This window comes from Treponema sp. Marseille-Q3903 (assembly GCF_014334335.1).
Classification (GTDB): Bacteria; Spirochaetota; Spirochaetia; order Treponematales; family Treponemataceae; genus Treponema_D.
In genome coordinates this window covers 1-22697 of sequence record NZ_JACSEU010000002.1, presented here as the reverse complement: position 1 = coordinate 22697, position 22697 = coordinate 1, and the positions used below count along the sequence as shown (strand labels likewise).

Below are 22697 nucleotides of genomic sequence, written 5' to 3'. Positions count from 1 at the left end.
TAAAGATGATTTGCACTAACTGCTTTGTAATCAAACTGTCATTGGTGTATAATCTTTTTATATGAGAAAGAAATTAAAATTTAAGTTTGAATTTGATGCGCCGGTTACAATCACTTTTGCTGCTGTTTCCCTGCTGATGTTTTTATCTGATACTTTTATTTTTAAAGGCAAGCTCGGAGTTTTTATGAAATCGTCAACTGCGGCTTCGGGTGAACTTCCATTTGTTGCGTCAAATTTTTCTTCATATCTCAGTTTTATATTGTATCCGTTTGTTTACACAAGCTGGGGAGTCCTTTTGACAAGTCTTGTTTTCATCCTTTTACTCGGTCCTGCTATGGAGCTGCGTTACGGTTCTGTCGTAATTGGAATCATGATGTTTGTCTCTGCGATTTTTTCCGGTGTCCTCAACGCCTGTTTTTGCAAAACAAGTTTGACAGGTTGTATTTCGATAGTTTTTATGATGTTTTTCCTAAATTCTTTTATGGAACTTTCGAGAAATAAAATCCCTCTTTCTTTTGTGATTGGATTTTGCCTTTTTATTTTGTATGAAGGGTTTGTCCAGGCAAATGGGATTGTTCAGATTATCATTTTGATTGCAGGCGGTTTGTGTGGAAGCCTGCTAGCGTTTCTCACTTCTCCAAGAGCAAAAGCGGAAAAAAGGAGAGCAGATTATATTGAAGAGTTAGACAGCAGAAGCCCTCGCAATAAAAAAAATAACCGTAATTCTGACGATGATGACGGAACTACGGTTATCGGAACATTGAAGTTCTAAATTATCTGTTTTTTTTGTATTTTTTACCTTTATCCGAAGATAGGTCTTACTCTGCTTACAGTGTCACAAGATGCCAACTTTGCGATTATTTCATCACTTACAAAGCCGTCAACATCGATTATGTTGTAAGCGATATCTCCGCGCGCCTGATTTATAAACGATGCGATGTTTAGTTTTGCATCGCCGAGTATAGACGTGAATTTAGAAATCATATCAGGGATATTTTTGTGGCATATACAAAGGCGAGTTCCGCCGGAAGGAATTGGATTTTCTGTAAGCGTCTTAGGGAAATTTACAGAATTTACGATATTCCCATTTTCAAGAAAATCTTTGAGTTCGCTGGCAGCCATGACAGCACAGTTGTCTTCTGCTTCAGGAGTTGAAGCTCCGATGTGCGGCAAGCATATAACATTTTTATGGTTGAGCAATTCTTCTGCAGCAAAGTCTGATACTAGGCAGCTAACTTTTCCGCTGTCGATTGCAGCGAGCACATCGGCATTGTTTACAAGCCCACCGCGTGCTATGTTTATGATTCGGACTCCGTTTTTCATATTTTTGATTGCGGCAGCGTTTATCATTCCTTTAGTGTCGTTTGTTTGTGGAACATGAATCGTGATATAATCTGCTTTTGCGTACACTGAGTCGAGCGTTTCTGCAAGTTTAATCTTTTTATCTAGAAATAAAGCTGATTTTACAGACAAAAACGGATCGTAACCGATTACCTCCATTCCAAAATGCTGAGCGAGGTTAGAAACCATTGCACCAATAGCCCCGAGCCCAATTACTCCAAGCGTTTTTCCCATCAGTTCCGGACCTACAAACTGGGATTTTCCTTTTTCGGCAATTGCAGGAATCTCATCACCTTTGCCTGCAAGTTCATTTGTCCACTTATTTGCATCGATAACTGGACGGCTTGCAAGAAGCAATGAAAGCATTACGAGCTCTTTTACTGCGTTGGCATTTGCACCTGGAGTGTTGAACACTACGATTCCTTTTTCTGAAAGTTCGGGAATCGGGATATTGTTTGTTCCTGCCCCTGCACGTGCAACTGCTTTTACATTGTCTGAAATCTGCATATCGTGCATTTCTGCAGAGCGAACGAGGATTGCGTCAGGATTGTTGATGTCTGTTGCAATTTCATAATTATCACGGTCAAGAACATTCAGTCCTATTGCAGCAATCTTATTTAAAGTTTGAATTTTGAAACTCATATCATATTCCTTAAAAATTATTTTATGTGAACAAGTGCAAGAAAACGCATGATATAAAAATCATATTTTTCAATGCAAAGCTGTGTTCAGCATTGTTTAAAATTACTTGTTTTCTTCAGCAAATTTCTTCATAAATTCAACGAGAGCCTTGACCCCGTCGAGTGTCATAGCATTGTAGATAGATGCGCGCATTCCGCCGACTAACCTGTGCCCTTTTAGATTTACAAGCCCTGCCGCTGTCGCTTCCTTTACAAATTTATCGTTTATCTCTTTTTCTTTTGCAATGCTTGCTTCATCGGTAGCACCGGTAGAATATTTTGTAAGGAAAGGCACGTTCATCAAAGATCTGCTTCCTTTTTGTGCAGTTGCATGATAGAAATCACTGTTGTCTAGGAAATTGTAAAGATAATCGGCTTTTTCAACATTGAGCTTGTGAATACCTGCAGCTCCACCTTTGCTTTCAACCCAATGCAAAACTTTTCCAAGCACATAGATTGTATAGCACGGAGGTGTGTTGTACATAGAACCGTTATCTGCGTGAGTTTTATACATAGACATCGTAGGAGTTCCCGCACGGCATTGCTCCGGTTCTGGAATTAAGTCTTCACGGATTATCACGAGCGTTACGCCGGCAGGGGCAAGATTTTTCTGAGCACCGGCAAAAAGAAGCCCGAACTTTGAAACGTCGAGCTCTTCAGAAAGGATGCAAGAAGATATGTCTGCTACAAGCGGGATGTTCCCAGTATCAGGAATATATTCGTAATGAGTTCCCATGATTGTATTGTTAAAACAGATGTAAGCGTAGTCGTAATCGCCCTCGATTTTGTCTACTTTTGGAATATACGAATATCCTTTATCTTTTGATGAAGCTATCACGTCAACTTCAACACCGAGATGCTTTGCTTCCTGAGCAGCTTTTTTTGCCCATACACCTGTTTCAATATACGCAGCTTTACCGGAGTGAATACCTAGATTTTCTGCAACCATCGCAAACTGCGTAGAGCCTCCTCCCTGCAAAAAAAGAACTTTGTAGTTTTCCGGGATTTTCATAAGCTTACGAACCATCGCTTCCGCATCTTCAATTATAGGCTCATATACATTTGAGCGGTGGCTCATTTCCATCACCGATTGCCCGGTTCCTTTGTAATCAAGCATCTCTGCTGCGCATTCTTTAAGAACTTCTTCCGGTAGGCAGCTAGGACCTGCACTAAAATTGTACACTCTACTCATTGTTATACCTCTTTGTTTTATTGAACCACACAGGCACCGCATAAAAATCAGCGGGACAGCGTGGAATCTATTTAATTAAATTTAGAGCGTTTATGATGGAAAGGTTTTCCACTTTTACTCCATTTGAAACCTTTATCACAACGTTCGTCATATTTACAATTCCTTTTATTCCAGAATCGACAAGCTTGTCTGCCATATTCTGAGCTGATTTATCGGCAACAGCTAGAATTGCGTATTCTATTTTTTCATGCTTTATAACCCTCGCCATATCGTCCGAAGGGTAAAGCGGAAAAATCGAACGCAAAATTTCGACTCTGTATAAGTTTGAATCGAAGCCGGCTTTGATGGAAAAATTGCTTTCTTCAAACAAGTTTTCATCGAGCAAGGCGGCACCAAGTCTTCCTAATCCAACAATGCATAGATTTTTTGATTCCAAACCGAGCAGTTTTTCTATAGAATCCCGTAAATCATTTGCATTGTAACCGTTTGAAACGCCTTGGACATTCAAACCGCACATTTTTTTTACCAGAAATAAATCATGTCGGATAAGCGAATCTTTCCAGCATGTTTTTTCACTTATTTCCGCTGATGTAATCCGTTTGTCTTGCCATTCTTTCAAAATCTGAAGCAGCTGAACGAGCCTTTTTTTAGTGGCTTCCGGTAAATCAGTTACAGTTTGCATTATAAATTTTAACCTCCGGCATCGTCAATTTGAAATAAGATGATAAAAGATAAAACAGAGTGAAATCATCGTAAAATTTGCTTTTTTTATTGATTATTGTTAAAAAAATAACAGTAAAGCTGAAATAAATCAACATCAGTTCGACAATCAGGCTTTGCGGGAAAATTTTTGTGGGAAAACATTTGCGCAAAACATCTATTGATATTGAAATGATATTGAAAACAGCTTTGCAGGGAATCACTTGTTGCAAAAGCTCTGTTGCATCTACATAGAGAGAAATCGTATCGAAATGATTTTAAACAAAAAAAAGAGAAATCGGGAAAAACTACGAAACCCGATCTCTCTCAAAAATTAGGAGGCTGAATTAATTATGCGCGTAAGCGACTGATATACTTGGAACAAGTTGAGTTTCAAAGTAAGCAGAAACTTGCTCGCTGAACAGCTGGTCGAGCATTTTTTGGTAAGATATTATCTTTCCAACGTAGTTCAAAGTAGACTGTGGAGTCTTATTTGAACGAACACGTCCCGTTCCTGCGTTATACATTGCAAGCGCAGAGACTTCGTTGCCGGCTGTATTTAAGCAAAATTTAAGATGCGTCATGCCGTATTTTGAGCTTATCGACGGATCAAAAAAATCTGCTTCTTTTAGTTGTGGGAAAGAGTTACTGTTCAACTGGAACAATCCTCTATCAAGCGTATTGTTAGAATTTCTATTGATTGCTTTTGTGTTGTAATTGCTTTCCGTATGAGCAAGCGCAAATGCGAGCGAAAGCGGAATATTATTTTTTTCAGCTTCTGTAAGGATTGCCTGAACGACACTTTTATCTCCGGCAATTTGAAAATAAAACCATTCGACAGCTGTTCTTGACAATGGTTGTCTGTAAAGCCTTAGACCGTCATCTACATTTTCCGACATCTTCAGTAAAGAAACTTCAGTAAAATAATCTCTAAAAGCTGCAGAAAGTTCTTCTTCGGTTTCTTCTGAAAGATCTGCAATCGTTATTTGAGGAGACTTAAATCTCTTATCAGGTGTTTCTTCATTTGGAAGCAAAAAATGCGTCAACAATCCCGCTGTAACAAGAAGAATGCTAAGAAAAGATACAGAGAAACATGTTTGTGCAAAACGATTTGCTTCTTTTTTACACTGCATAAAATATCCTTTTGTCTGTCTAAAGACAACGCGGGTATAATGCCACAAATGAAACAATTATGCAAGCGAATTTTGAAGAAAAATGATGAAAAAAATATGTTTTTATTGCAAATGCTGCGTTTTCTTGCGGTTAAGTACATGTATTGACTGTTCAATACAAAACAATCATATCTGACGGAATCTTTTCTGTTTTGCTGAAATAAACGTACTGTGCATGCTTTAGAGCAATCGTTTCCATAAAGTTTTTGATATCTTTAAGCTCGGATGGGAGTTCATAGCCTGCAACACTTACACAATCTTTTACACGGCGGGCAGCGTGATTATATGAGTTGATGAAGCGTTCAACTTGTTCTTGAGTTTGGAGAGGTTTGTCTACAATCGGAACAAGAATTGCAAAATCTCCCAAATCATCGAGTTTTTTGAGTTGTTCTCGGAGCAAGGAGAGGAATTCTTCATTATAAGAGTCTTCCTCAATTTCTACTGTGCTCCATGGTATTTCTATACGGCGGAAAGCCGACGTGTCGACAGCAGAATTGTCTGCAATTTTGTAGAGTTTGTTTGCTTTTACTGTGAAGACAGGAGTGAGTTTCATGTGAACCTCCATTCATGTTAAATAAAAACTGTCGGGGATGTTAGCCCGACAATTATTTGAGTAAAACCAAATATTATTTGGAAAAATCTATTCCGTTAAAATACGGATAACTTCAGCTTTATCTTGTGTGTCAAGAATTTCCTGACGTTTTTCAGGACTCTTAAAAAGAAGGCTTACTTCAGCGAGGAACTGAAGGTGAGGCCCTGTTTTATTCACTGGAGACAATGTCATGATAAAGATGCGGCATGGTTCCTGATCTAGAGAATCGAAATCTACAGGATTATCAGAAATTCCAATACAAGCAACCAAATCTTTTACAGTGTCTGTTTTCCCGTGAGGAATTGCGATTCCATGTTTCATTCCTGTTGACATTTTGCGTTCGCGGTCCAATACACATTCGCGTGCAGCAGCTTTGTCTGTTACTTTTCCGGCTTTATACAAGACGTCGAGCATTTCGTCAACGATTTCTTCTTTTGTTGTGCCTTTTAAATGAAGGTCTACTGTGTCTGTAGTTAATACTGTTCTTAAGTCCATAATGTAAATGTTATTTCCACTTGCGAAAATTGTCAAGTAGAAAAATCCCCTAAGTGCTTAAAATATCGGTATAAGTGCGATTGTGTTGTGTGTTCCAAAGCTATCGATTTTGCAAGAGGCGTGAAACATTTTCGTGAAACAAAGAATTGTGGATAAAGTGTGGACAAATTGTAGGTTATTTTTCGGTTTTGAATTATCAAAAATAAAAATGTAGGTTATTTTGTTAATGTACACTAAAAAAAATTAAGTAGCAGTAAAGTTGTTGTTTGTAAATATATATACTGTAATGAAATACAAAGTTTTTTGATAAATTCTTAAAAAGATGAAAAAAAAACGATAAAATCTATTGACATGTCATTTTGACACATTTTTAGCATAAATGATGTGGATAACTTGTGCGTAAATTGTGTGCAACTTGTGTATAAATACGAAATTTCTGTGAATTAATGCAGTATCTTTATGTGTGATATTAAAGATAAAAAAAAATCCAGTCTGAAACTTTATTCAAACTGGATTCTAAATCTACCGGTGCAATTTAGCCTAGAGAAACTTCTCCGTCTTCACTTATTGCAAGTATGGAACGGCAACCCGAACACCTGAAACGACCGGCTTTTGTAGCGCGCAACCTCTTATTGCAAACAGGGCAAGTGATTATGATTGGAAATAAAGAAGCTTCCGTAGTGCTCGCTGCGCTGTTAAAAAATGCAATAGCTTCATCAGCGGAATTCTTGATGTTAAAGAATTGTGAAAATCCGAGAAGCTGAAAAACTTCATACACTTTAGGTTGGATTTCAAGGAGGACAATATCTCCGCCCTTTGGCTTAAGAATCTTGAGAAAAACTGTAAACGACCCAATTCCTGTTGATGAAACGTAGCTCAGCGAAGAGCAATTAAAAATTAAGTTCACAAAGCCTGCTTCAATCGCTTTTGTAATCTGCTTTTGGAAAAAAATGGAATTGTATGTGTCAATATACCCTGTAAGGTATACAAAAAGTCCGCGATTAACTTTTTCAGCTTTTCTTAGAGTTATAGTGAGACTATCATCTTTTTCTGAATCAAAACCCGGAACTATTGCGTTGTTATCCATAAAAAATCCTATCTATATTTCTGATATTATATATAACAAATGACTTTTATGTCAAACCGATTATCGGCAATGAAGTATATTTTCTACATTTAGTTTTAATTAAATATTATTTATTTATTTGACGATAATAGAAATATGAAGAAAGCGTTAAATTTATTTGGAATGTATTTTCTCTTTTTTATCAGTGGTACAATAGCTATTGCAATTATTTATTCATTTTATATCAATATACAAAACTATGTTGCAGGCTCTGAAATAAAATTCTTTTCTAATGTTGATATGGTTAATTCTTTGTTCACAGCTTTGTATTACATGATTATCCTTATATGTCCGCTTGTTTCGTATTACAGAATCAGGCACCCCGGTGGAATATGGCAGTTTATTTTTTATGTTCTGATTTGTCTTATAACATGGGTTGTCCTACTGCCTTGTCTTTATTTTGCTGAAGATTTTTGTTATAAACGCTTGCCGCATCAGACTAAGGAAGTGACACTTTCTAAAAACTATTTCCGTCAGTTAGATAACAAGATTTACTATCTTATAGATGATTTTAATATTTCCGAAGCTGATTCAAAAACCGAAGAGACAACTGCTGTCATCATTGATACAGATGAGAACGGTAAAGTTAAATACAAAAATATTAAAAATGATAAATTGCTTGATTTAATAAAAAAAGCTGCACCTTATAATGAATTGCTGGTTAAAGAAACTTTTAGTTATGATGGAATTCATCTTCCTGTAGACGTAAAAGCTATCATCAAAGCCGGACGAAAAAATCTCAAAAGCGGAATCACTTATTTTGCAGCTTTTCTTTCTATAGGTTTTATCATAAGTTCTCTTTACAGCCTTACAAGTTTTTTTAGCTGGAAGCTTTTGAATGCCGTTCTGCTGTTCTTTATGACTGTAATAATTCTTGTTGTAAATTCTCTATATTATTTGAGTTTTTTTAATAAAATCATCGTGAGAATTTCAGACAATGGATTTTTCGCTCTGCTTTCAAAGTTTACAAACGATCCGTTTATTTTTATTGTCAACTGCGCTTTTATGCTGCTGTTTATCATAGTCGGGCTTGTGCGTTTCTTTGTCAGCCTTCACAGAAAAAATGCAATATAGGAGAAAGTAGATATGAAAAAAATTTTGGGCATTTTATCTTTCTTCCTTGTGTTAGGGGTGATTTTTTGTATTTCAATCGGGTTTGTAAAAGGCATTCCTATTTCTGTTCCCACAAAATCTGCTTTTGTTTATAAATTATTTACAGGATTGGAATATTTTTTAATTTATATTCCTGTGATAACTATTACCGGGTTTGTTGTAAGCTGTGCAGTATATTTTGGTCGCAATCCTGAAGGCAGTACATCTCGTTTTTCAAAAGCAATGGTTGAGCGCTATAAAAGCGTGATGATTTCTTCAATAGTAATTGTTTTTGTGCTTTCAATTTCAACTGAAGTTTTGGGAGTTTTTATAGGGCAAAAGAAGCAGAACATCATAAACAGACCGAAACTCATAAATGAATACATAAAAGTCGGCAACAACCTTTTCGATAACGGCTACTATGAACGGGCAATGCTTTATGGTGATGCAGCATTAAAACTAGACCCGAATTCCGTCGAGGCGTCAAGTTTAAAAGATAAAGCCGATGTAGAATTAACGCGTGCGAAAAACAGCAATATCCGCATCAAACTTTACGAATCTGTTGAAGAGGCGGAAAAAGTTGACCGCGTTCGGATTGAGCCGGGGCAATTAAAAGAAGTGTACGAATATTATCAAAAGTCTAAAGAAGCGTTTGATAAAAAGCAGTGGTTCAACGCTCACTATTTTGCAGAACTTGGAATAAAACTCGCTTCTCCGAAAGACCCTAACTTTGAAGAATTGAAAAAGCTTTCAACAGCAGCGTGGAACAATCTCACTGAATATCACAATCTTGAAAAAACTCGAGACCAGAAGCTTTTTGATATGAAATACAAAGGATATTTGGCACTTGTCGAAAAAAATGATTTGAAAGCGTATTATATTTTCCGAGAGCTCTATCAGTCGTCACGCGAATTTCAGTCAGACCCTGATGTTGTATTTTATCTTAAGATCGCAGAAAACCGTATAAACGAACGATTCTTTTTTATAGATGAAACTCTGGAGCTTGAAAGTTTTGAAAATGCCAACGATGTCCACTTTGTCTGCAATTATAAGGACGGTTCACGCGATATAATTTATTTTAAGGGCATGACAGCTGTTGAAGGAACAGGTGATTCGATTCAGTATCTTCGCAGCTTGACAATCGAGTCTATAAACAGAAACGGCGAATTATTTAGGACGATGAATGTTCCTTATGCAAAAGTGTTGCCTGTTTCTGTGAACACGTTGACTCCAAATACAAAACAACTTATGGGAATTGATGAAAAAATAAAAAAAGTTCCTTACTTAATGTTTAAATCGGTTGAACGCGATAAACCCGGAAAAACGATAGAACCGCAGTATATTTATGCAAATGGTGAAACTTCTTCAAATCCGGATTACATGCTCCTTTCAATATCTTATGATGATCTTTTAATGCTTGAGCACAATTCGGGTAATCCGCAAAATATGCAACTTTTGACACTGATAAACGCTGCTTTTAAAGCCGACTCTCACGGTTTTTGCGGGCAAATCTATAGTCATATAATGATGAACAGGCTCTTTTATCCATTTTGGATTTTGATTCTGTTTGTTCTTCTGGCATCTTTGGCGTGGAACAATAGAATTGAGCAAAATCAATATGTCAAGTTTTCGTGGGCGTTCGGATTTGTACCGGTCCTTGCAATTTCTTCTGTTTTTTATAAGATGTCGCTGTTTGTCTTCAAAATATTAAACTATGTTTTACTTTGCGGATTCGGAATTGCGCGGGGGATGATTGCGGGAACAGTATTTTACACGCTTGTTTTGATTTTTGCTTCAATACTGTTCCTCGCAAGATGTTCCAGAAAATGATTAAGAAAAACTAGAATTTATATCCGCAAAATACCTGAAATCCTATCTGGTCGGTAGCTTTTTGAAATTTATATTTTGCATCTTTTGAGAATAAGGCTCTTGCGGAGTTATGCAATCCTAATCCATAAAAGAAAGTGTGATTTTTTTTGTGTGAAATGATGAAATCAACCGACACTTGATTGTAAAGATGAAATAAAAAGCCGAATTTCGTAAGAAATTGTAAATCAAAATTTGCATCTTCAGATTGATATAACGAGACTGAAGCCCCACCCTGACCGCAGATGTTTGCTCCCCAAGCGTTCCAGCCGACATCGCCTCCTATAAGCCAGTGCAGTCTGTTTTCCGACGGAAATTCAAAAATGTAAGATAAAGAACCGCCTTCCGCATGAAAAGGGAACAGATGAAAACCGTCCGTAAATGTAGGCGCGTTTTCTTCCGCGTATACGCTGAAGACATCTTTGTCCAATGAAAACTGAATCCTGTGTTCCGCAAATAAAGAACAGGACAGTATAAAAAGTGCTGATAAAAAAATTATTTTTTTCATAAAAATTCCTCACTCATAAATATAGATTTATTGATAATGTTCCTAGAACATTATTTATTAGAATAGGCTGCGACTAATTTTGTTTGCATAGAATTTGCAATCTCTGCAGGAAAAACTTGGAATCCGGCAGACATATCGTAGCTTCTGTCTAAATATCGCCAGCTTTGCCATACCAAAGCAGAGCAGTATATTAGAGATCTGCTTTCTTTTGATAAAATCCCATAACCGATTCCCATAGAGTTTTCTGCATAATCGGCTGCAGCTCCATAGTCATTTTTCATTATTTCTGCATGACAACAATAGAGCCCCTAAACTTAAAACAAATAAAATTGTTTTAGTTAATTTTTTTTTCATAAAAGTCTCTTTTTTCCCGACACCGTCCGCATGTATTTTTTGTAACAGAGAGCGTATTTTTTTTCTATAAAGTACCACTGCGATATATATCTGTCAATGTTTTTTTTCGAAGTATTTTTTAAAAGTGTTCAGGCAATCCGCAATTCTTTTTGACGCTGATTTTCAAAAGCGGCTTTTCAATCATGTGCTATTGCTCTAAATCATCTATAGAATTATAATAAATCGTTATTTTCTTTATTTTCTTTTAGAAGGTTTTATATGACTTTAGAAATGCTCGATAAGGCTGTTCGCCGTGTTCCAGACTTTCCGAAACAGGGTATTCTTTTTTATGACATAACAGGCATATTGGTCAATCCTGATGCACTTAAATTTGTCATTGAGCAGATGGTTGAAAAATATAAAGATGTCGGAATTGATGCCGTTGCAGGTGTTGAAAGCCGCGGATTTATCTTTGCAGCTCCGTTGGCAGAAAGGCTAGGCATTCCTCTTGTTTTAATTCGCAAAAAAGGCAAATTGCCAGGAGATACATATAAGTGCAGCTATTCTCTTGAATACGGAACTGCGACAATAGAAATTCACAAGTCCGATGTACAAAAAGGTCAGCGTTTTCTTGTTGTAGACGATTTGATTGCAACAGGCGGTACGCTAGAGGCGTCTAAAAACCTGATTGAGCAGGGCGGCGGCAAAGTTTCCGACTTTTTTGGTGTGATTGGACTTCCGTTTTTGAATTATGAAAAAGTCCTCGCGCCGGCAAAGGTGACTACGCTTTTAAATTATGACGTGGAGTAAAACTTATAATAAGGAATTCTTATGATTAAACTGCCATCAAAATATAAATCGATTTTAAATACGCAAGAAACAGAACATGCGATTGTAGCTATAAAAGATTTTTTTCAGCTTGCGCTGAGTACGGAACTCAATTTAACTCGCGTAACTGCTCCTCTTTTTGTAAGTGCAGGACAGGGAATCAACGACGATTTGAACGGAGTTGAGCGCCCGGTGAGTTTTCCTGTAAAAGCTTTGAATGATCAACGGATGGAAATTGTGCAATCGCTTGCAAAATGGAAGAGATTGAAAGTTACAGACCTTGCACTTGAGCCTGGATTCGGTATCTACACAGATATGAATGCCCTTCGTCCTGATGAAGACCTTGACCCTATTCATTCAATTTATGTTGATCAGTGGGACTGGGAGATGGCAATCGACCCTAACGATAGAACTGTTTATTATCTTCATGAAATAGTAAAAAAAGTTTACCGCTGTCTACAGCGAACAGAATTTTTTCTTTACGATCGTTATCCGTCTATAAAACCTGTTCTTCCAAAAGATATCAAAATTTTGTATGCAGACGACTTGCAGAAAAAATATCCGAAGTTGACTCCAAAAGAGCGCGAAGATAAAGTTACAAAAGAATACGGTGCGGTTTTTATCACAGGAATCGGTGGAAAACTTCATGACGGGACAATCCATGATGGGCGAGCTCCAGACTATGATGACTGGATTACAGAGAGCGGGGACGGTCACCGTGGATTGAACGGCGACATCCTCGTATGGGATTCTCTGCTTGACTGCGCTTTGGAACTTTCATCGATGGGTATTCGCGTAAGCCCTGAAAGTCTTAAAGCTCAGCTCCAAGAACGCGATATGATGGAAAAAACAAAGTTTAAATTTCATTCAAAACTTTTGAAAGGAGAGCTCTCTCAGACTCTCGGCGGCGGAATTGGACAGTCAAGGCTCTGCATGTTCCTTCTTCGCAAAGTTCACATCGGTGAAACTCAAGTCAGTGTTTGGACAGACGAAATCAAGGAAGATTGCAAAAAGCGTGGAATCGTTTTATTGTAAAGCTTGATGAAGAACGAATACAAATTCGGATTGGAAGAGCTTGAATCTCAGATTTTAACTCTTTCCGAAAAAAAAATAACAGAGCTCACAATTGTTGACGAAAGGGTTGCCAAAAATAAGCAGCTTCTTTTGCGATTGATAAATCTTATTGAAAAACATGCACAAGATGTATTTGTCTCTTTTCTTGTAGATGCAAGCGTTATTGACCGCGAAGTCGCCGCTGCAGCATCTCGCATTTTCTGCTCTCTTGAAATTCCGTTTGAATGTACAGAAAAAGGCGGAAAAATTCTGTTCGATCGAAAATTTTACGCAAATAAATCGAAAATTTTGAACGATGCCGGGATTGTTTTCGGTTTTGACATCACCTATGCAGTATCTGTCGGCGACACGTTGAAATCGTTTATGGAGCGTCTTGATTTTGCCGTTCAACAATATCCGAATCACATAGATTTTCCTCAGACAGAGGTCCGTTATTCTGACATTAAAGATAAATATATTGAATCGATTGAGCCGAAAGTCACAGGTCTGTTTTCGGCAAACGACATACGTTATTGCAGGGACGTTTCTTTTGCGTGCAGAACTTTTTATTCAAATGGACGAGCAGTTCCGTGGTTTCTTTCTGTGCTGAAACCGCTGCGCATTCACCCTTCAAGTTTTTTTGCCGATTTTGCAGAATGGCAGCGATGTAACAACTGTGATTATAAAAGCGGGTTTGTTCCCGAAAATGAAAATCACAAATCAATAGAAAGAATGCAGTTGCTTTTTCTTGATGAAAAGTACGAAGAAAAACATTGCCACAACCTTTTGACGCTTGTCAACGATATTGTAAGGTTGAACGGAGCGATGGCAAGACTTGCGGGCGAAAATGAAAAATCTACGGTGGAAACTTCTTACAATCCTGACGACATTTTTGGCCCTGAATCATTTGACATAGCTTCTTTTTCGGAAAATGTCTGCATGGAGCAATGCAAAGTCAACATTTTTTTTAACGGCGAATTTCCTGATTACGAAGTTCAAGGGAATTTGTAAAACGGTGCGTGCGTGCGCGATAGAAGATTCAATATGATTTGCATTTTTTTTGATTATGAATAAAAAATTTTCGTTCAGCACATCTGAAAAAATAAGACTTGATGAATTTTTGCGGAGGGAATTACCGCTTGCGTTGAACAACTCACCGTCCGATTCTAAAATCTCAAATTCAAAAATTCGCAGATTGATTATGTCCGGTTCAGTCTCTGTTGATGGCAGACAGATTATGCGTCCTGCTTTTGAGCTGCACGGCAATACCAATTTGTCAGTAAACTTTGACAGTGAAAAGTTTTTTTTTGAAAAACAACCTGACGATGTCGAGTTTGAATTGTCGGACAAAGATGTTTTGTTTGAAGATGAAAATCTTATATTTATAGACAAGCCGGCGATGTTTCCAACAGAACAGACAATCACGGGAAATAGAGCAAATCTCCACGACGAAGTTGTCAGCTATCTTTGGAAACGGAACTGCTCTTTGAGGAATCCTCCTTATGTCGGAATTATGCACCGCCTTGACCGCGAGACCAGCGGAGTGATTTTGTTTACAAAAAATAGAATCATCAATAAAGAAGTTTCCGCTGTCTTTCAGTCGCACGATTTCACAAAAGAATATTTTGCTGTTGTCGAAAAAAAGCTTTGCAAAAATAGTGAAAAACTTAAAACTCTTTTTTGCAAAGTTGGAGACGCCATTACTGTAGAAAAATTTATTGGCCGGGTCAGTGGAAAATCTCAGACAGGAAAATGGGGCAGTTTGAAGGAGACGAGGGGCGGTCAATATTCAAAAACGAATTTTAAAATCCTCAAAGAATGCAAAATTGAAGGGAAAGATTGTTTTCTCATTGAATGCAGCTTATTTACCGGACGGACTCATCAAATTCGCGTTCACTTGAGTGAAGAAGGAATGCCTATTCTCGGCGATAATCTTTACGGCGGCAGCTCTGCAAAAAGGATGTATCTTCATGCAGCTCGTCTGTCGGCAAATTCAGGTGAACTTAATTTTGATGTTCGTTCCCCTGTTGACTGGTGATTTCTGTTTATGTTCTGTACGGCAAGGCAATTGTTATGAAGAGTATAATTTGGTAAAATAAATTATAATTTTTTTATAAAAAGAAGGTATTACAATGTCATTTGTAGATGAATTGCTCAAAAAAGCAAAAGGTATCGGTAAAACTATAGTTTTGTGCGAAGGAGAAGACAGACGAGTTGTAGATGCTGCCTCAAAAATTGTAAAAGAAGGAATCGCGAAAATTATTCTTATCGGTTCTGATGAAGACATTAAAGCAAGTGGTTCAAATGCAGATTTGAGTGGAGTAAAAATTATTGATCCTGCTAAAGACTCTAACGCAGACAAATATGCAGAGATTCTTTACAAAGCTCGCGAAGGAAAAATCAACAAAAAGACAAATGAGCCTGAATATGCCGATGTTGCGGCTGCAAAAGCTGCTATCTTAAAAGATCACACAATGTACGGGGCTCTTATCCTTAAAGCAGGAGATGCTGACGGTTTTGTATCAGGTGCATGCCATTCAACAGCAAATACATTGCGTCCTGGTTTACAGGTAATAAAAACTGCGCCAGGATTCAACACTGTTTCTTCTTGTTTTATCATGGTTGCTCCTGAACATGGCAATAAATACGTTCCTGATGGAGTTGCTGTTTTTGGTGACTGTGCTATAAATATTGAACCGACAGCAGAACAGCTGGCAGATATCGCAATCGCTTCCGCATATACTGCAAAGAAGATTGCAGGAATTGATCCGCGTATAGCAATGCTTTCTTTCTCTACAAAAGGTTCAGGAAACGATGCAAAATTCTATGATACTGTGACAAAAGTTCAAAAAGCGACGGAACTCGCAAAAGCGGCTCGTCCAGATTTGGAATTGGATGGAGAATTGCAGTTTGACGCGGCAGTTTCCCCTGAGGTAGGAGAACTCAAAGCTCCAGGAAGCAAAGTTGCGGGTCATGCGAATACATTTATCTTCCCGAATATCAACGCAGGCAATATCGGTTATAAAATTTGCCAGCGCATGGGTGGCTGGATGGCGATTGGTCCTGTATGTCAGGGTTTTGCAAAACCGTTGAACGATTTGAGCCGCGGCTGCAACGTAGATGATATCGTAGCGACAGTTGCTGTAACTGCCTTGCAGGCTTAATTAATATTTTATTGAGGTAGTTAATGGCACAGCGAAGAGTTGTAGTTACAGGCTTAGGATGCGTTTCGTCTGTTGGAAACAACGTAAATGACAGCTGGAACGCTGTAAAAAATGGCAAAAGTGGAATAGCGAATATTACTCTTTTTGATGCATCCAAACACCTTGTTCGTATTGCCGGAGAAGTAAAAGATTTTGATATAAACAATTACGATATTGACCGTAAAATGGCAAGAAAAATCAGCCGTGTTGGAAAATTTCTACTTGGGGCAAGCATTGAAGCCGTAAATGATTCCGGTTACACTGCTGAAACAATTGGAAAAGAAAATACAGGAATCATAACAGGGGTAGGAATCGGAATATCTGAAGAATGCGATAACGCATATAGTAAGTATTATGACCCGAATTGCGGCGTAAACAGAATCCCTCCGTTGACCGCTCCTTTTATTTTGAACAATGAGCCGTCAGCCGGTGTCGCAATGCACTTTGGAATTCACGGGTCTGCATGGACTCTTTCGACAGCTTGTGCTTCCGGAACAGATGCTCTTGGGCTTGCGCTAGATATGATACGAATTGGGCGCATGGATGTGTGTCTTGCAGGCGGTGTCGATGCAAATGTAACAGGGTTTGATATTGGCTGTTACCAAGCACTTTCCGCACTTACGACAAAGTTCAACGATAATCCAAAAAAAGCAAGCAGACCGTTTGACCGTGACCGCAGCGGTTTTGTGATGGCGGAAGGTGCGGCTGTTCTTATTCTTGAAGAATACGAGCATGCAAAAAAGCGCGGTGCACACATCTATGCAGAATTAGCCGGCTATGGCGGAAGTTCAGATGCCTATCATATTACAGCTCCGTGTCCTGATGGGGCAGGTGGAGTTCTTGCAATGAAAAAGGCGTTTGCAGATGCGGGAATGACTCCTGAAGATATTCAGTATTACAACGCACACGGAACTTCAACTGTTGCAAACGATGTTTCAGAAACAATAATGCTGAAATCGGTTTTTGGGAAACATGCATATAAACTTCACATATCTTCAACAAAAAGTGAAACAGGTCATCTTGTTGGGGCGGCAGGAGCAATTGAAGCGATTTTTTGTATCAAAGCTCTTGAAGATAATTTTGTTCCGCCAACAATCAATCTTGATAACCCTGATGTTGAGCATGGCTGTGATCTTGATTACACGCCAAACAAAGGAGTTGAATGTGAATTGAATGCAGTCGCAAGCTGTTCACTTGGATTTGGCGGACACAACGGCTGTGTCATATTTAAGAAAATTTAATATAGTAAATCTAAAACTGCTTTTGCATTTTTTTTACTGAGTTGTTTGCGTCGCAAACTTGTTATAAACAGCACATTTTTATTTCATAAATGTGCTTAAATTCGAATCGAAATTATTTCGATTTATTTTTTTTGGGAGTATAAAATGATTATTAAACCAATGGTTCGTTCAAACATGTGTCTCAACGCTCACCCAATCGGATGTGCTAGAGATGTAGAAAATCAGATTGCTTATGTAAAATCACAGAAAGTAAAACGCGGAACAAAATCTTTGAAAGAAGGCGGAGATGGTCCTAAATTTGTACTGGTTTTAGGATGTTCTACAGGTTATGGACTTGCAAGTCGAATTTCGGCAGCTTTTGAATATGGCGCAGACACAATCGGAGTTTCTTTTGAAAAAGCCGGTACGGAAACAAAAAGCGGCACTCCAGGCTGGTACAACAACCTTGCTTTTGACCGCGCAGCAAAAAAAGATGGACTTTGGTCAGAGACATTCAGTGCAGATGCTTTTAGTCACGAAACACGCAAGATGATTATTGACGAAGCTAGAAAACACGGAAAGAAATTTGACTTGATAGTTTATTCATTGGCATCTCCTGTTCGTTCAGATCCTGATAAAATTGACCCAAACAGTCCGGAAGGAAATCATATTCTATATAAATCTGTCATAAAGCCGATTGGAAAAACTTATGCAGGAAAAGGAATTGACATTCTTACAGATACTTTGAAAGAATCGGCAGCTGAACCTGCAAATGAAGAAGAGATTGCAAACACTGTAAAAGTTATGGGTGGTGAAGACTGGCAGTTGTGGATAGATCAGCTTTTTGATGCCGGAGTTCTTTCCGAAGGTTGCCGCACAGTCGCATATTCATACATAGGTCCTGAGTTGAGCCACGCAATTTACCGTGACGGAACAATCGGTCAGGCTAAAAAACATTTGGAAGCGACAGCTCATTCACTGAATGAAAAACTTTCAAAAGAATTGAACGGTGCTGCTTACGTTTCTGTAAATAAAGGGCTCGTCACACGTTCGTCTGCAGTTATCCCTATCATCTCTTTGTATCTTTCAATACTGTTCAAAGTTATGAAGGCAAAGGGAACTCACGAAGGATGTATTGAGCAGATGGAACGACTGTTTGCCGAACGCCTTTACACAGGTGAAAATTCCTCAGCAGGAAAAGTTCCTGTAGATTCCGAAAACCGCATCCGCGTTGACGATTTAGAAATGCAACCTGATGTTCAAGCCGAAGTCGACAGATTGATGGCGAAAGTTACAGATGAAAACATTGCTGAAATTTGCGATCTCAAAGGCTACAAACACGACTTTTACGCTACAAACGGTTTTGATGTTGAAGGCGTAGATTATTCGGCAGATGTTGCAAGAATGGACCGGATTTAAGTTTGTTGTTTATCATCTGATGGCGAGAATGCGTTCTTGGTTGCACTTTTGCGCCTGTTGACAGCACATTTGCGCCATTTGTAGCATATTTGCGCCTGTTGTAACACTCTGTGAAATCTATTAAAATTAATAAAAATTTCACGGAGTATTACGATGCTGGACGGCCGTCATTTAATTCAGCCTGATGATTTAACAGTTTTCGAAATTGAAGAAATTTGTTCGTTGGCAGAACAGATTATTGTTGATCCTAAATCATTTCAAGATGTGTGTCGTGGGAAAATTCTTGCGACACTTTTTTTTGAGCCGAGCACTAGAACTCGTCTTTCGTTTGAGGCGGCAATGCTCCGTTTAGGCGGCTCAGTAGAAGGCTTTTCAGATGCGGACAGCACTTCGGCATCAAAAGGAGAAACACTTGCAGATACAATCAGGGTAGTTTCAAGCTATGCAGATGTAATCGCAATGCGTACTCCAAAAGAAGGAGCTGCTCTGCTCGCAAGCAAGTATTCGTTGTGCCCAATCATAAATGCGGGCGACGGCGGTCACTATCACCCGACACAGACTTTGACAGACCTTGTCACAATCAGGCGGCTTTTAGGAGGGCTTGAAAATCTCACAGTCGGTTTTTGCGGTGATTTAAAATTCGGGCGAACAGTTCACTCGCTCGCCGAAGCTCTTCGCCATTTTAAGGGCAACAGATTTATCTTCATCAGCCCAAAAGAGCTCACAGTCCCTGATTATCTGATTGCAAATGTCCTTGAGCCTGCCGGAATAAAATATGAAATAGTTGAAAGCCTTGATGCTGTTATTGACCAGCTCGATATTCTCTACATGACACGAGTTCAAAAAGAACGCTTTTTTAATGAACAGGATTATATTCGTCTTAAAGACAGTTATATCCTTGACAAAGAAAAAATGAAGGCGGCAAAGAGAAAAATGATTGTGCTTCATCCGCTTCCGCGTGTCAATGAAATCACGCCTGAAGTTGATGATGATCCACGTGCTGCATACTTCAAACAAGTCAAGTACGGAATGTATGCGAGAATGGCTTTGATAGCAAAACTTACAGGAAGTTTATAAAAAATCATGCCGATAGCGCAGAATTTTTATGGGAGAATAAAATGTTAAACGTAAACACAATCAAAAACGGTCTTGTAATCGACCATATTCGGGCTGGTAGCGGCTGGGAAATTTACCAGTGGCTTGGTTTGAACAAATCGCATTTTACATCCTGCTTGATTCAAAATGTTCAATCGCAAAAATCCGGGAAAAAAGATATCATAAAAGTTGACAACATCATAAACATCGATTATTCAGTGCTCGGTTTTATAGATCCTGATATATGCGTAAACGTCATTGAAAACGAAAAAATTGTTCGAAAAATCAACATGGAATTGCCTGCCCGAGTTCAAGGAGTTTTCAACTGTAAAAACCCGCGCTGCATAACACAAACTGAACATTATGTAAAACCTACTTTTATCCTTGCTGACAGAGCAAAGTGCTTGTATAGATGCGAATACTGCGACACATTGTATGTTGCAGGCGGCGAAAAATCTAAAAACTAAAACGGCTTGTTTTTGTGAAAACTGGAGGTGCATGATGAAAGCAATATTGATTTATAACGCTCGTCTTCTTGATGAATCTATGGACACACCCGGCGCCGTCCTTTTGATCGACAGCAAAATTCGTTCTGTATTTCAAGGATATTATACAACTTCTGGAACTCTCGAAAAAATAGCCCGTGCAGTGATGGATGAAGACGGTCTCGATGAAACAACTAAACTTGAACTTTACAATGCACGCGGGCTCTCCGTTACTCCGGCATTTATAGATATGCATGTCCACATGCGTTACCCGGGACAGACTCAAAAAGAAGATTTACAGAGCGGACTTCACGCGGCGGCTTCCGGTGGATTTGGAACAGTTGTCGCTATGCCTAACACAAATCCTGTAGTTTCTTCTATTGATTTGGCAATGAAAATTGAACGAGAGGCTGTCGCTATAGGTCTTACACATCTTTTTCAGACAGTCAGCATTACAAAAGATTTTGGCGGAACAGACACTTCACACCTTGATTTTATTGAAAAAAAATATGTTCCTGTAATCACTGAAGACGGTCATGATGTGTTGTCTGCATCTGTGATGCTTGACGGAATGACAAAAGCGGCAGAAAAAGGTGTGATAGTCAGCTGCCATTCCGAAGATAACACGCTCGCTCTCGATGCAATACCGTTCCGTAAGCAGGCACTTGATACAATGAAAGAGATTGGACTTTCAGCGTGGGGGACTTCAGATTCTGATTTTGATGAAGACGATGATGAAAATGCCGAAGCGATAAATCAGATTGATTTGAACCTGACAAAAGCAAACGATATTTTAGCGCTGGCGGAAGATTTAGCAACCGAGAGAAATATCATGCTTGCAAAAGAAGCAGGATGCCATGTCCATATTGCGCACGTGAGTACAGTCGGAGCAATCAATGCAATCCGCGTTGCAAAAGAACAGCTTTTAGATGAGCGTGCAGACTACAATGCAGACGAAGCCGACGCCGCTTATCAAGCTTTTGAAGACGGAAAACATTTTTTTCCGGTTGAAAGGGCTTCCGGCGGATTTGATATAACATGTGAAGTTACGCCTCATCATCTGGCTTTGTGTGGAACAGACGAGCCTTACATTCGCGCTCTCGTGAATCCGCCTTTGAGAAGTGAGGATGACAGAGTCGCCTTGCTGGAAGCATTGCGTGACGGAACTGTCGACGTAATTTCAACAGACCACGCGCCGCATACCATCGAAGATAAAGCTTCAGGCGCCCCGGGATTCACAGGGCTTGAAACAGCATTTGCTGTTTGCAACAGCGTTTTGGTAAAAGACTGCCAGTTCAGTCCAAAAAGGCTCAGTCAGTTGATGTCTGCAAACCCCGCTCGTATTTTAGGACTGCAAAAAGGTTTATTAAAGCCTGGATACGACGCAGATATTGCAATTGTAGATTCCGAAGAGCAATGGACAGTAGACACTTCTCTGTTTTACAGCAAAGGAAAAGCTAGTCCGTTTCAAGGGAAAACGCTTACCGGCTATGTAAGAGGTCTGTTTATTGATGGACGCCTCGTGGTTGAAAGATAGAGCTAATTGCGTACAAATTCAGCTTTATTGCCGACTTCATCGTCAACGATTAATTTTCCATCTTTTTGAGAATATTTTGCCGGCTTGACATGCAGTTTTAAAAATGAATCACCATCATCATCTGCTGATGAAAAATCATGAAGAGTTCCATTTTTTAGATAATTCACAGGTTCAAAAATTATTTTTTTTGACGATAAAGAAAAATTACCGTTTATGACATATTCTGAGTCTGAAGATTTTAAAGAATTCAAAATCTCTTGTTTTTGTTCGTCCGAAAACAGATTTTCATATTCTTCAATGTATTCGATTTTATTAAAAGCTTGTGAAATTGTCTTTGAAAAACTGCCGTCTTCATTGAACAAATATTTTATCTTTTGTTTCATAAAAAAATGTGCAAAAACAGAAGTCGGGTCTTCTTTATCATAAAACAATTCTGTCTTTACAGTTCTGTTTAAGTTCCATTCCCCCATCAAAAATGATGGATCTTCGGCTTTGCACGAAAAAAAAGCAAATAAATTTGACGAAATTAAAACGATGGCAAAAAAATATCTAAAAACTTTCATCTAAAAATACACCCTCAGATTTGTTAATTTTCTTTTGAATTTGTTTAAATCAATAAATGCAGAAAATCCGTCATCGTCAAAAATATGCAATGACAAAGGAACTTCTGATTTTATAATTTTCACCGTCTCGTTTTCAGTTAGTTCAGATTGCAGTCTGATTAAAACAGAAGATTTTTTGAATGAATCTATATATAAGGT

The 22697-nt window shown here is 38.5% G+C and carries 23 protein-coding genes; 13 read left to right on the top strand and 10 right to left on the bottom strand.

Translation table 11 applies throughout. From position 1 onward, the window contains the following. Positions 1-61: 61 nt before the first annotated feature. Positions 62-772: a rhomboid family intramembrane serine protease gene (locus H9I37_RS10135; protein WP_187382605.1), complete on the top strand. Its 711-nt coding sequence runs from the start codon at positions 62-64 to the stop codon at positions 770-772. A 29-nt stretch (positions 773-801) separates the two neighbouring features. Here the strand turns inward: H9I37_RS10135 and H9I37_RS10130 are convergent, their stop codons facing one another. From H9I37_RS10130 to H9I37_RS10100, 7 genes are all read right to left on the bottom strand, one after another. Further along, positions 802-1983: a 3-phosphoglycerate dehydrogenase family protein gene (locus H9I37_RS10130; RefSeq protein ID WP_187382604.1), complete on the bottom strand. Its 1182-nt coding sequence runs from the start codon at positions 1981-1983 to the stop codon at positions 802-804. 102 nt (positions 1984-2085) lie between these two features. Next, positions 2086-3213, bottom strand: a complete 1128-nt coding sequence (gene serC / locus H9I37_RS10125) for a 3-phosphoserine/phosphohydroxythreonine transaminase (protein WP_187382603.1) — start codon at positions 3211-3213, stop codon at positions 2086-2088. A 67-nt stretch (positions 3214-3280) separates the two neighbouring features. After that, complete coding sequence (locus tag H9I37_RS10120; protein WP_187382602.1) at positions 3281-3895, bottom strand: redox-sensing transcriptional repressor Rex; 615 nt, start codon at positions 3893-3895, stop codon at positions 3281-3283. 364 nt (positions 3896-4259) lie between these two features. Beyond that, positions 4260-5045: a transglycosylase SLT domain-containing protein gene (locus tag H9I37_RS10115; protein WP_187382601.1), complete on the bottom strand. Its 786-nt coding sequence runs from the start codon at positions 5043-5045 to the stop codon at positions 4260-4262. A 151-nt stretch (positions 5046-5196) separates the two neighbouring features. After that, positions 5197-5637: a hypothetical protein gene (locus tag H9I37_RS10110; RefSeq protein WP_187382600.1), complete on the bottom strand. Its 441-nt coding sequence runs from the start codon at positions 5635-5637 to the stop codon at positions 5197-5199. A gap of 87 nt (positions 5638-5724) precedes the next feature. After that, positions 5725-6171 (bottom strand): PTS sugar transporter subunit IIA, encoded by a 447-nt coding sequence (locus tag H9I37_RS10105; protein ID WP_187382599.1) that lies wholly within the window; start codon positions 6169-6171, stop codon positions 5725-5727. A gap of 535 nt (positions 6172-6706) precedes the next feature. After that, complete coding sequence (locus tag H9I37_RS10100; protein WP_187382598.1) at positions 6707-7258, bottom strand: STAS domain-containing protein; 552 nt, start codon at positions 7256-7258, stop codon at positions 6707-6709. Positions 7259-7393: 135 nt separating this feature from the next. Here H9I37_RS10100 and H9I37_RS10095 point away from each other — a divergent pair, with 135 nt between their 5' ends. Beyond that, positions 7394-8371, top strand: coding sequence for a hypothetical protein (locus tag H9I37_RS10095; RefSeq protein ID WP_187382597.1), 978 nt, complete (start codon positions 7394-7396; stop codon positions 8369-8371). A 12-nt stretch (positions 8372-8383) separates the two neighbouring features. After that, entirely contained in the window at positions 8384-10219 is a 1836-nt protein-coding gene (locus H9I37_RS10090) for a hypothetical protein (protein ID WP_187382596.1), read from the top strand. A 10-nt stretch (positions 10220-10229) separates the two neighbouring features. On the opposite strand, the gene H9I37_RS10085 is transcribed toward H9I37_RS10090, so the two are convergent. Beyond that, positions 10230-10763: a hypothetical protein gene (locus tag H9I37_RS10085; RefSeq protein WP_187382595.1), complete on the bottom strand. Its 534-nt coding sequence runs from the start codon at positions 10761-10763 to the stop codon at positions 10230-10232. A gap of 50 nt (positions 10764-10813) precedes the next feature. Further along, the gene (locus H9I37_RS10080) at positions 10814-11044 is read right to left on the bottom strand and encodes a hypothetical protein (RefSeq protein ID WP_187382594.1); all 231 of its coding nucleotides are present in this window, start codon (positions 11042-11044) and stop codon (positions 10814-10816) included. A gap of 331 nt (positions 11045-11375) precedes the next feature. Between H9I37_RS10080 and H9I37_RS10075 the strand changes: the two genes are divergently transcribed. From H9I37_RS10075 to H9I37_RS10030, 10 genes are all read left to right on the top strand, one after another. Then, positions 11376-11906 carry an adenine phosphoribosyltransferase gene (locus H9I37_RS10075; RefSeq protein WP_187382593.1) on the top strand — a complete coding sequence of 177 codons (531 nt, stop codon included), beginning with the start codon at positions 11376-11378 and terminating at the stop codon, positions 11904-11906. A gap of 21 nt (positions 11907-11927) precedes the next feature. Further along, complete coding sequence (gene asnA / locus H9I37_RS10070; protein ID WP_187382592.1) at positions 11928-12959, top strand: aspartate--ammonia ligase; 1032 nt, start codon at positions 11928-11930, stop codon at positions 12957-12959. 6 nt (positions 12960-12965) lie between these two features. Further along, entirely contained in the window at positions 12966-13988 is a 1023-nt protein-coding gene (locus tag H9I37_RS10065; RefSeq protein WP_187382591.1) for a radical SAM protein, read from the top strand. A 55-nt stretch (positions 13989-14043) separates the two neighbouring features. Further along, positions 14044-15015: an RluA family pseudouridine synthase gene (locus H9I37_RS10060; RefSeq protein ID WP_187382590.1), complete on the top strand. Its 972-nt coding sequence runs from the start codon at positions 14044-14046 to the stop codon at positions 15013-15015. A gap of 94 nt (positions 15016-15109) precedes the next feature. After that, positions 15110-16141 carry a phosphate acetyltransferase gene (gene pta, locus H9I37_RS10055; RefSeq protein WP_187382589.1) on the top strand — a complete coding sequence of 344 codons (1032 nt, stop codon included), beginning with the start codon at positions 15110-15112 and terminating at the stop codon, positions 16139-16141. A 23-nt stretch (positions 16142-16164) separates the two neighbouring features. Further along, entirely contained in the window at positions 16165-17421 is a 1257-nt protein-coding gene (fabF, locus tag H9I37_RS10050) for a beta-ketoacyl-ACP synthase II (RefSeq protein WP_187382588.1), read from the top strand. 144 nt (positions 17422-17565) lie between these two features. Continuing rightward, positions 17566-18819, top strand: a complete 1254-nt coding sequence (gene fabV / locus H9I37_RS10045) for an enoyl-ACP reductase FabV (protein WP_187382587.1) — start codon at positions 17566-17568, stop codon at positions 18817-18819. 153 nt (positions 18820-18972) lie between these two features. Beyond that, on the top strand, positions 18973-19896 hold the full coding sequence (pyrB, locus tag H9I37_RS10040) for an aspartate carbamoyltransferase (protein WP_187382586.1): 924 nt from the start codon (positions 18973-18975) through the stop codon (positions 19894-19896). 41 nt (positions 19897-19937) lie between these two features. After that, positions 19938-20381, top strand: coding sequence for an aspartate carbamoyltransferase regulatory subunit (locus H9I37_RS10035; RefSeq protein WP_187382585.1), 444 nt, complete (start codon positions 19938-19940; stop codon positions 20379-20381). A 31-nt stretch (positions 20382-20412) separates the two neighbouring features. Next, positions 20413-21936 (top strand): dihydroorotase, encoded by a 1524-nt coding sequence (locus H9I37_RS10030; protein ID WP_187382584.1) that lies wholly within the window; start codon positions 20413-20415, stop codon positions 21934-21936. 2 nt (positions 21937-21938) lie between these two features. Here H9I37_RS10030 and H9I37_RS10025 read toward each other — a convergent pair whose 3' ends face one another. Beyond that, positions 21939-22499: a DUF5004 domain-containing protein gene (locus tag H9I37_RS10025; RefSeq protein WP_187382583.1), complete on the bottom strand. Its 561-nt coding sequence runs from the start codon at positions 22497-22499 to the stop codon at positions 21939-21941. Positions 22500-22697: the final 198 nt, after the last annotated feature.

Coding starts and splice junctions, on each gene's coding strand:
- H9I37_RS10135 (WP_187382605.1), top strand. CDS start 62: ATGAGAAAGAAATTAAAATTTAAGTTTGAATTTGATGCGCCGGTTACA.
- H9I37_RS10130 (WP_187382604.1), bottom strand. CDS start 1,983: ATGAGTTTCAAAATTCAAACTTTAAATAAGATTGCTGCAATAGGACTG.
- serC (WP_187382603.1), bottom strand. CDS start 3,213: ATGAGTAGAGTGTACAATTTTAGTGCAGGTCCTAGCTGCCTACCGGAA.
- H9I37_RS10120 (WP_187382602.1), bottom strand. CDS start 3,895: ATGCAAACTGTAACTGATTTACCGGAAGCCACTAAAAAAAGGCTCGTT.
- H9I37_RS10115 (WP_187382601.1), bottom strand. CDS start 5,045: ATGCAGTGTAAAAAAGAAGCAAATCGTTTTGCACAAACATGTTTCTCT.
- H9I37_RS10110 (WP_187382600.1), bottom strand. CDS start 5,637: ATGAAACTCACTCCTGTCTTCACAGTAAAAGCAAACAAACTCTACAAA.
- H9I37_RS10105 (WP_187382599.1), bottom strand. CDS start 6,171: ATGGACTTAAGAACAGTATTAACTACAGACACAGTAGACCTTCATTTA.
- H9I37_RS10100 (WP_187382598.1), bottom strand. CDS start 7,258: ATGGATAACAACGCAATAGTTCCGGGTTTTGATTCAGAAAAAGATGAT.
- H9I37_RS10095 (WP_187382597.1), top strand. CDS start 7,394: ATGAAGAAAGCGTTAAATTTATTTGGAATGTATTTTCTCTTTTTTATC.
- H9I37_RS10090 (WP_187382596.1), top strand. CDS start 8,384: ATGAAAAAAATTTTGGGCATTTTATCTTTCTTCCTTGTGTTAGGGGTG.
- H9I37_RS10085 (WP_187382595.1), bottom strand. CDS start 10,763: ATGAAAAAAATAATTTTTTTATCAGCACTTTTTATACTGTCCTGTTCT.
- H9I37_RS10080 (WP_187382594.1), bottom strand. CDS start 11,044: ATGAAAAATGACTATGGAGCTGCAGCCGATTATGCAGAAAACTCTATG.
- H9I37_RS10075 (WP_187382593.1), top strand. CDS start 11,376: ATGACTTTAGAAATGCTCGATAAGGCTGTTCGCCGTGTTCCAGACTTT.
- asnA (WP_187382592.1), top strand. CDS start 11,928: ATGATTAAACTGCCATCAAAATATAAATCGATTTTAAATACGCAAGAA.
- H9I37_RS10065 (WP_187382591.1), top strand. CDS start 12,966: ATGAAGAACGAATACAAATTCGGATTGGAAGAGCTTGAATCTCAGATT.
- H9I37_RS10060 (WP_187382590.1), top strand. CDS start 14,044: ATGAATAAAAAATTTTCGTTCAGCACATCTGAAAAAATAAGACTTGAT.
- pta (WP_187382589.1), top strand. CDS start 15,110: ATGTCATTTGTAGATGAATTGCTCAAAAAAGCAAAAGGTATCGGTAAA.
- fabF (WP_187382588.1), top strand. CDS start 16,165: ATGGCACAGCGAAGAGTTGTAGTTACAGGCTTAGGATGCGTTTCGTCT.
- fabV (WP_187382587.1), top strand. CDS start 17,566: ATGATTATTAAACCAATGGTTCGTTCAAACATGTGTCTCAACGCTCAC.
- pyrB (WP_187382586.1), top strand. CDS start 18,973: ATGCTGGACGGCCGTCATTTAATTCAGCCTGATGATTTAACAGTTTTC.
- H9I37_RS10035 (WP_187382585.1), top strand. CDS start 19,938: ATGTTAAACGTAAACACAATCAAAAACGGTCTTGTAATCGACCATATT.
- H9I37_RS10030 (WP_187382584.1), top strand. CDS start 20,413: ATGATGAAAGCAATATTGATTTATAACGCTCGTCTTCTTGATGAATCT.
- H9I37_RS10025 (WP_187382583.1), bottom strand. CDS start 22,499: ATGAAAGTTTTTAGATATTTTTTTGCCATCGTTTTAATTTCGTCAAAT.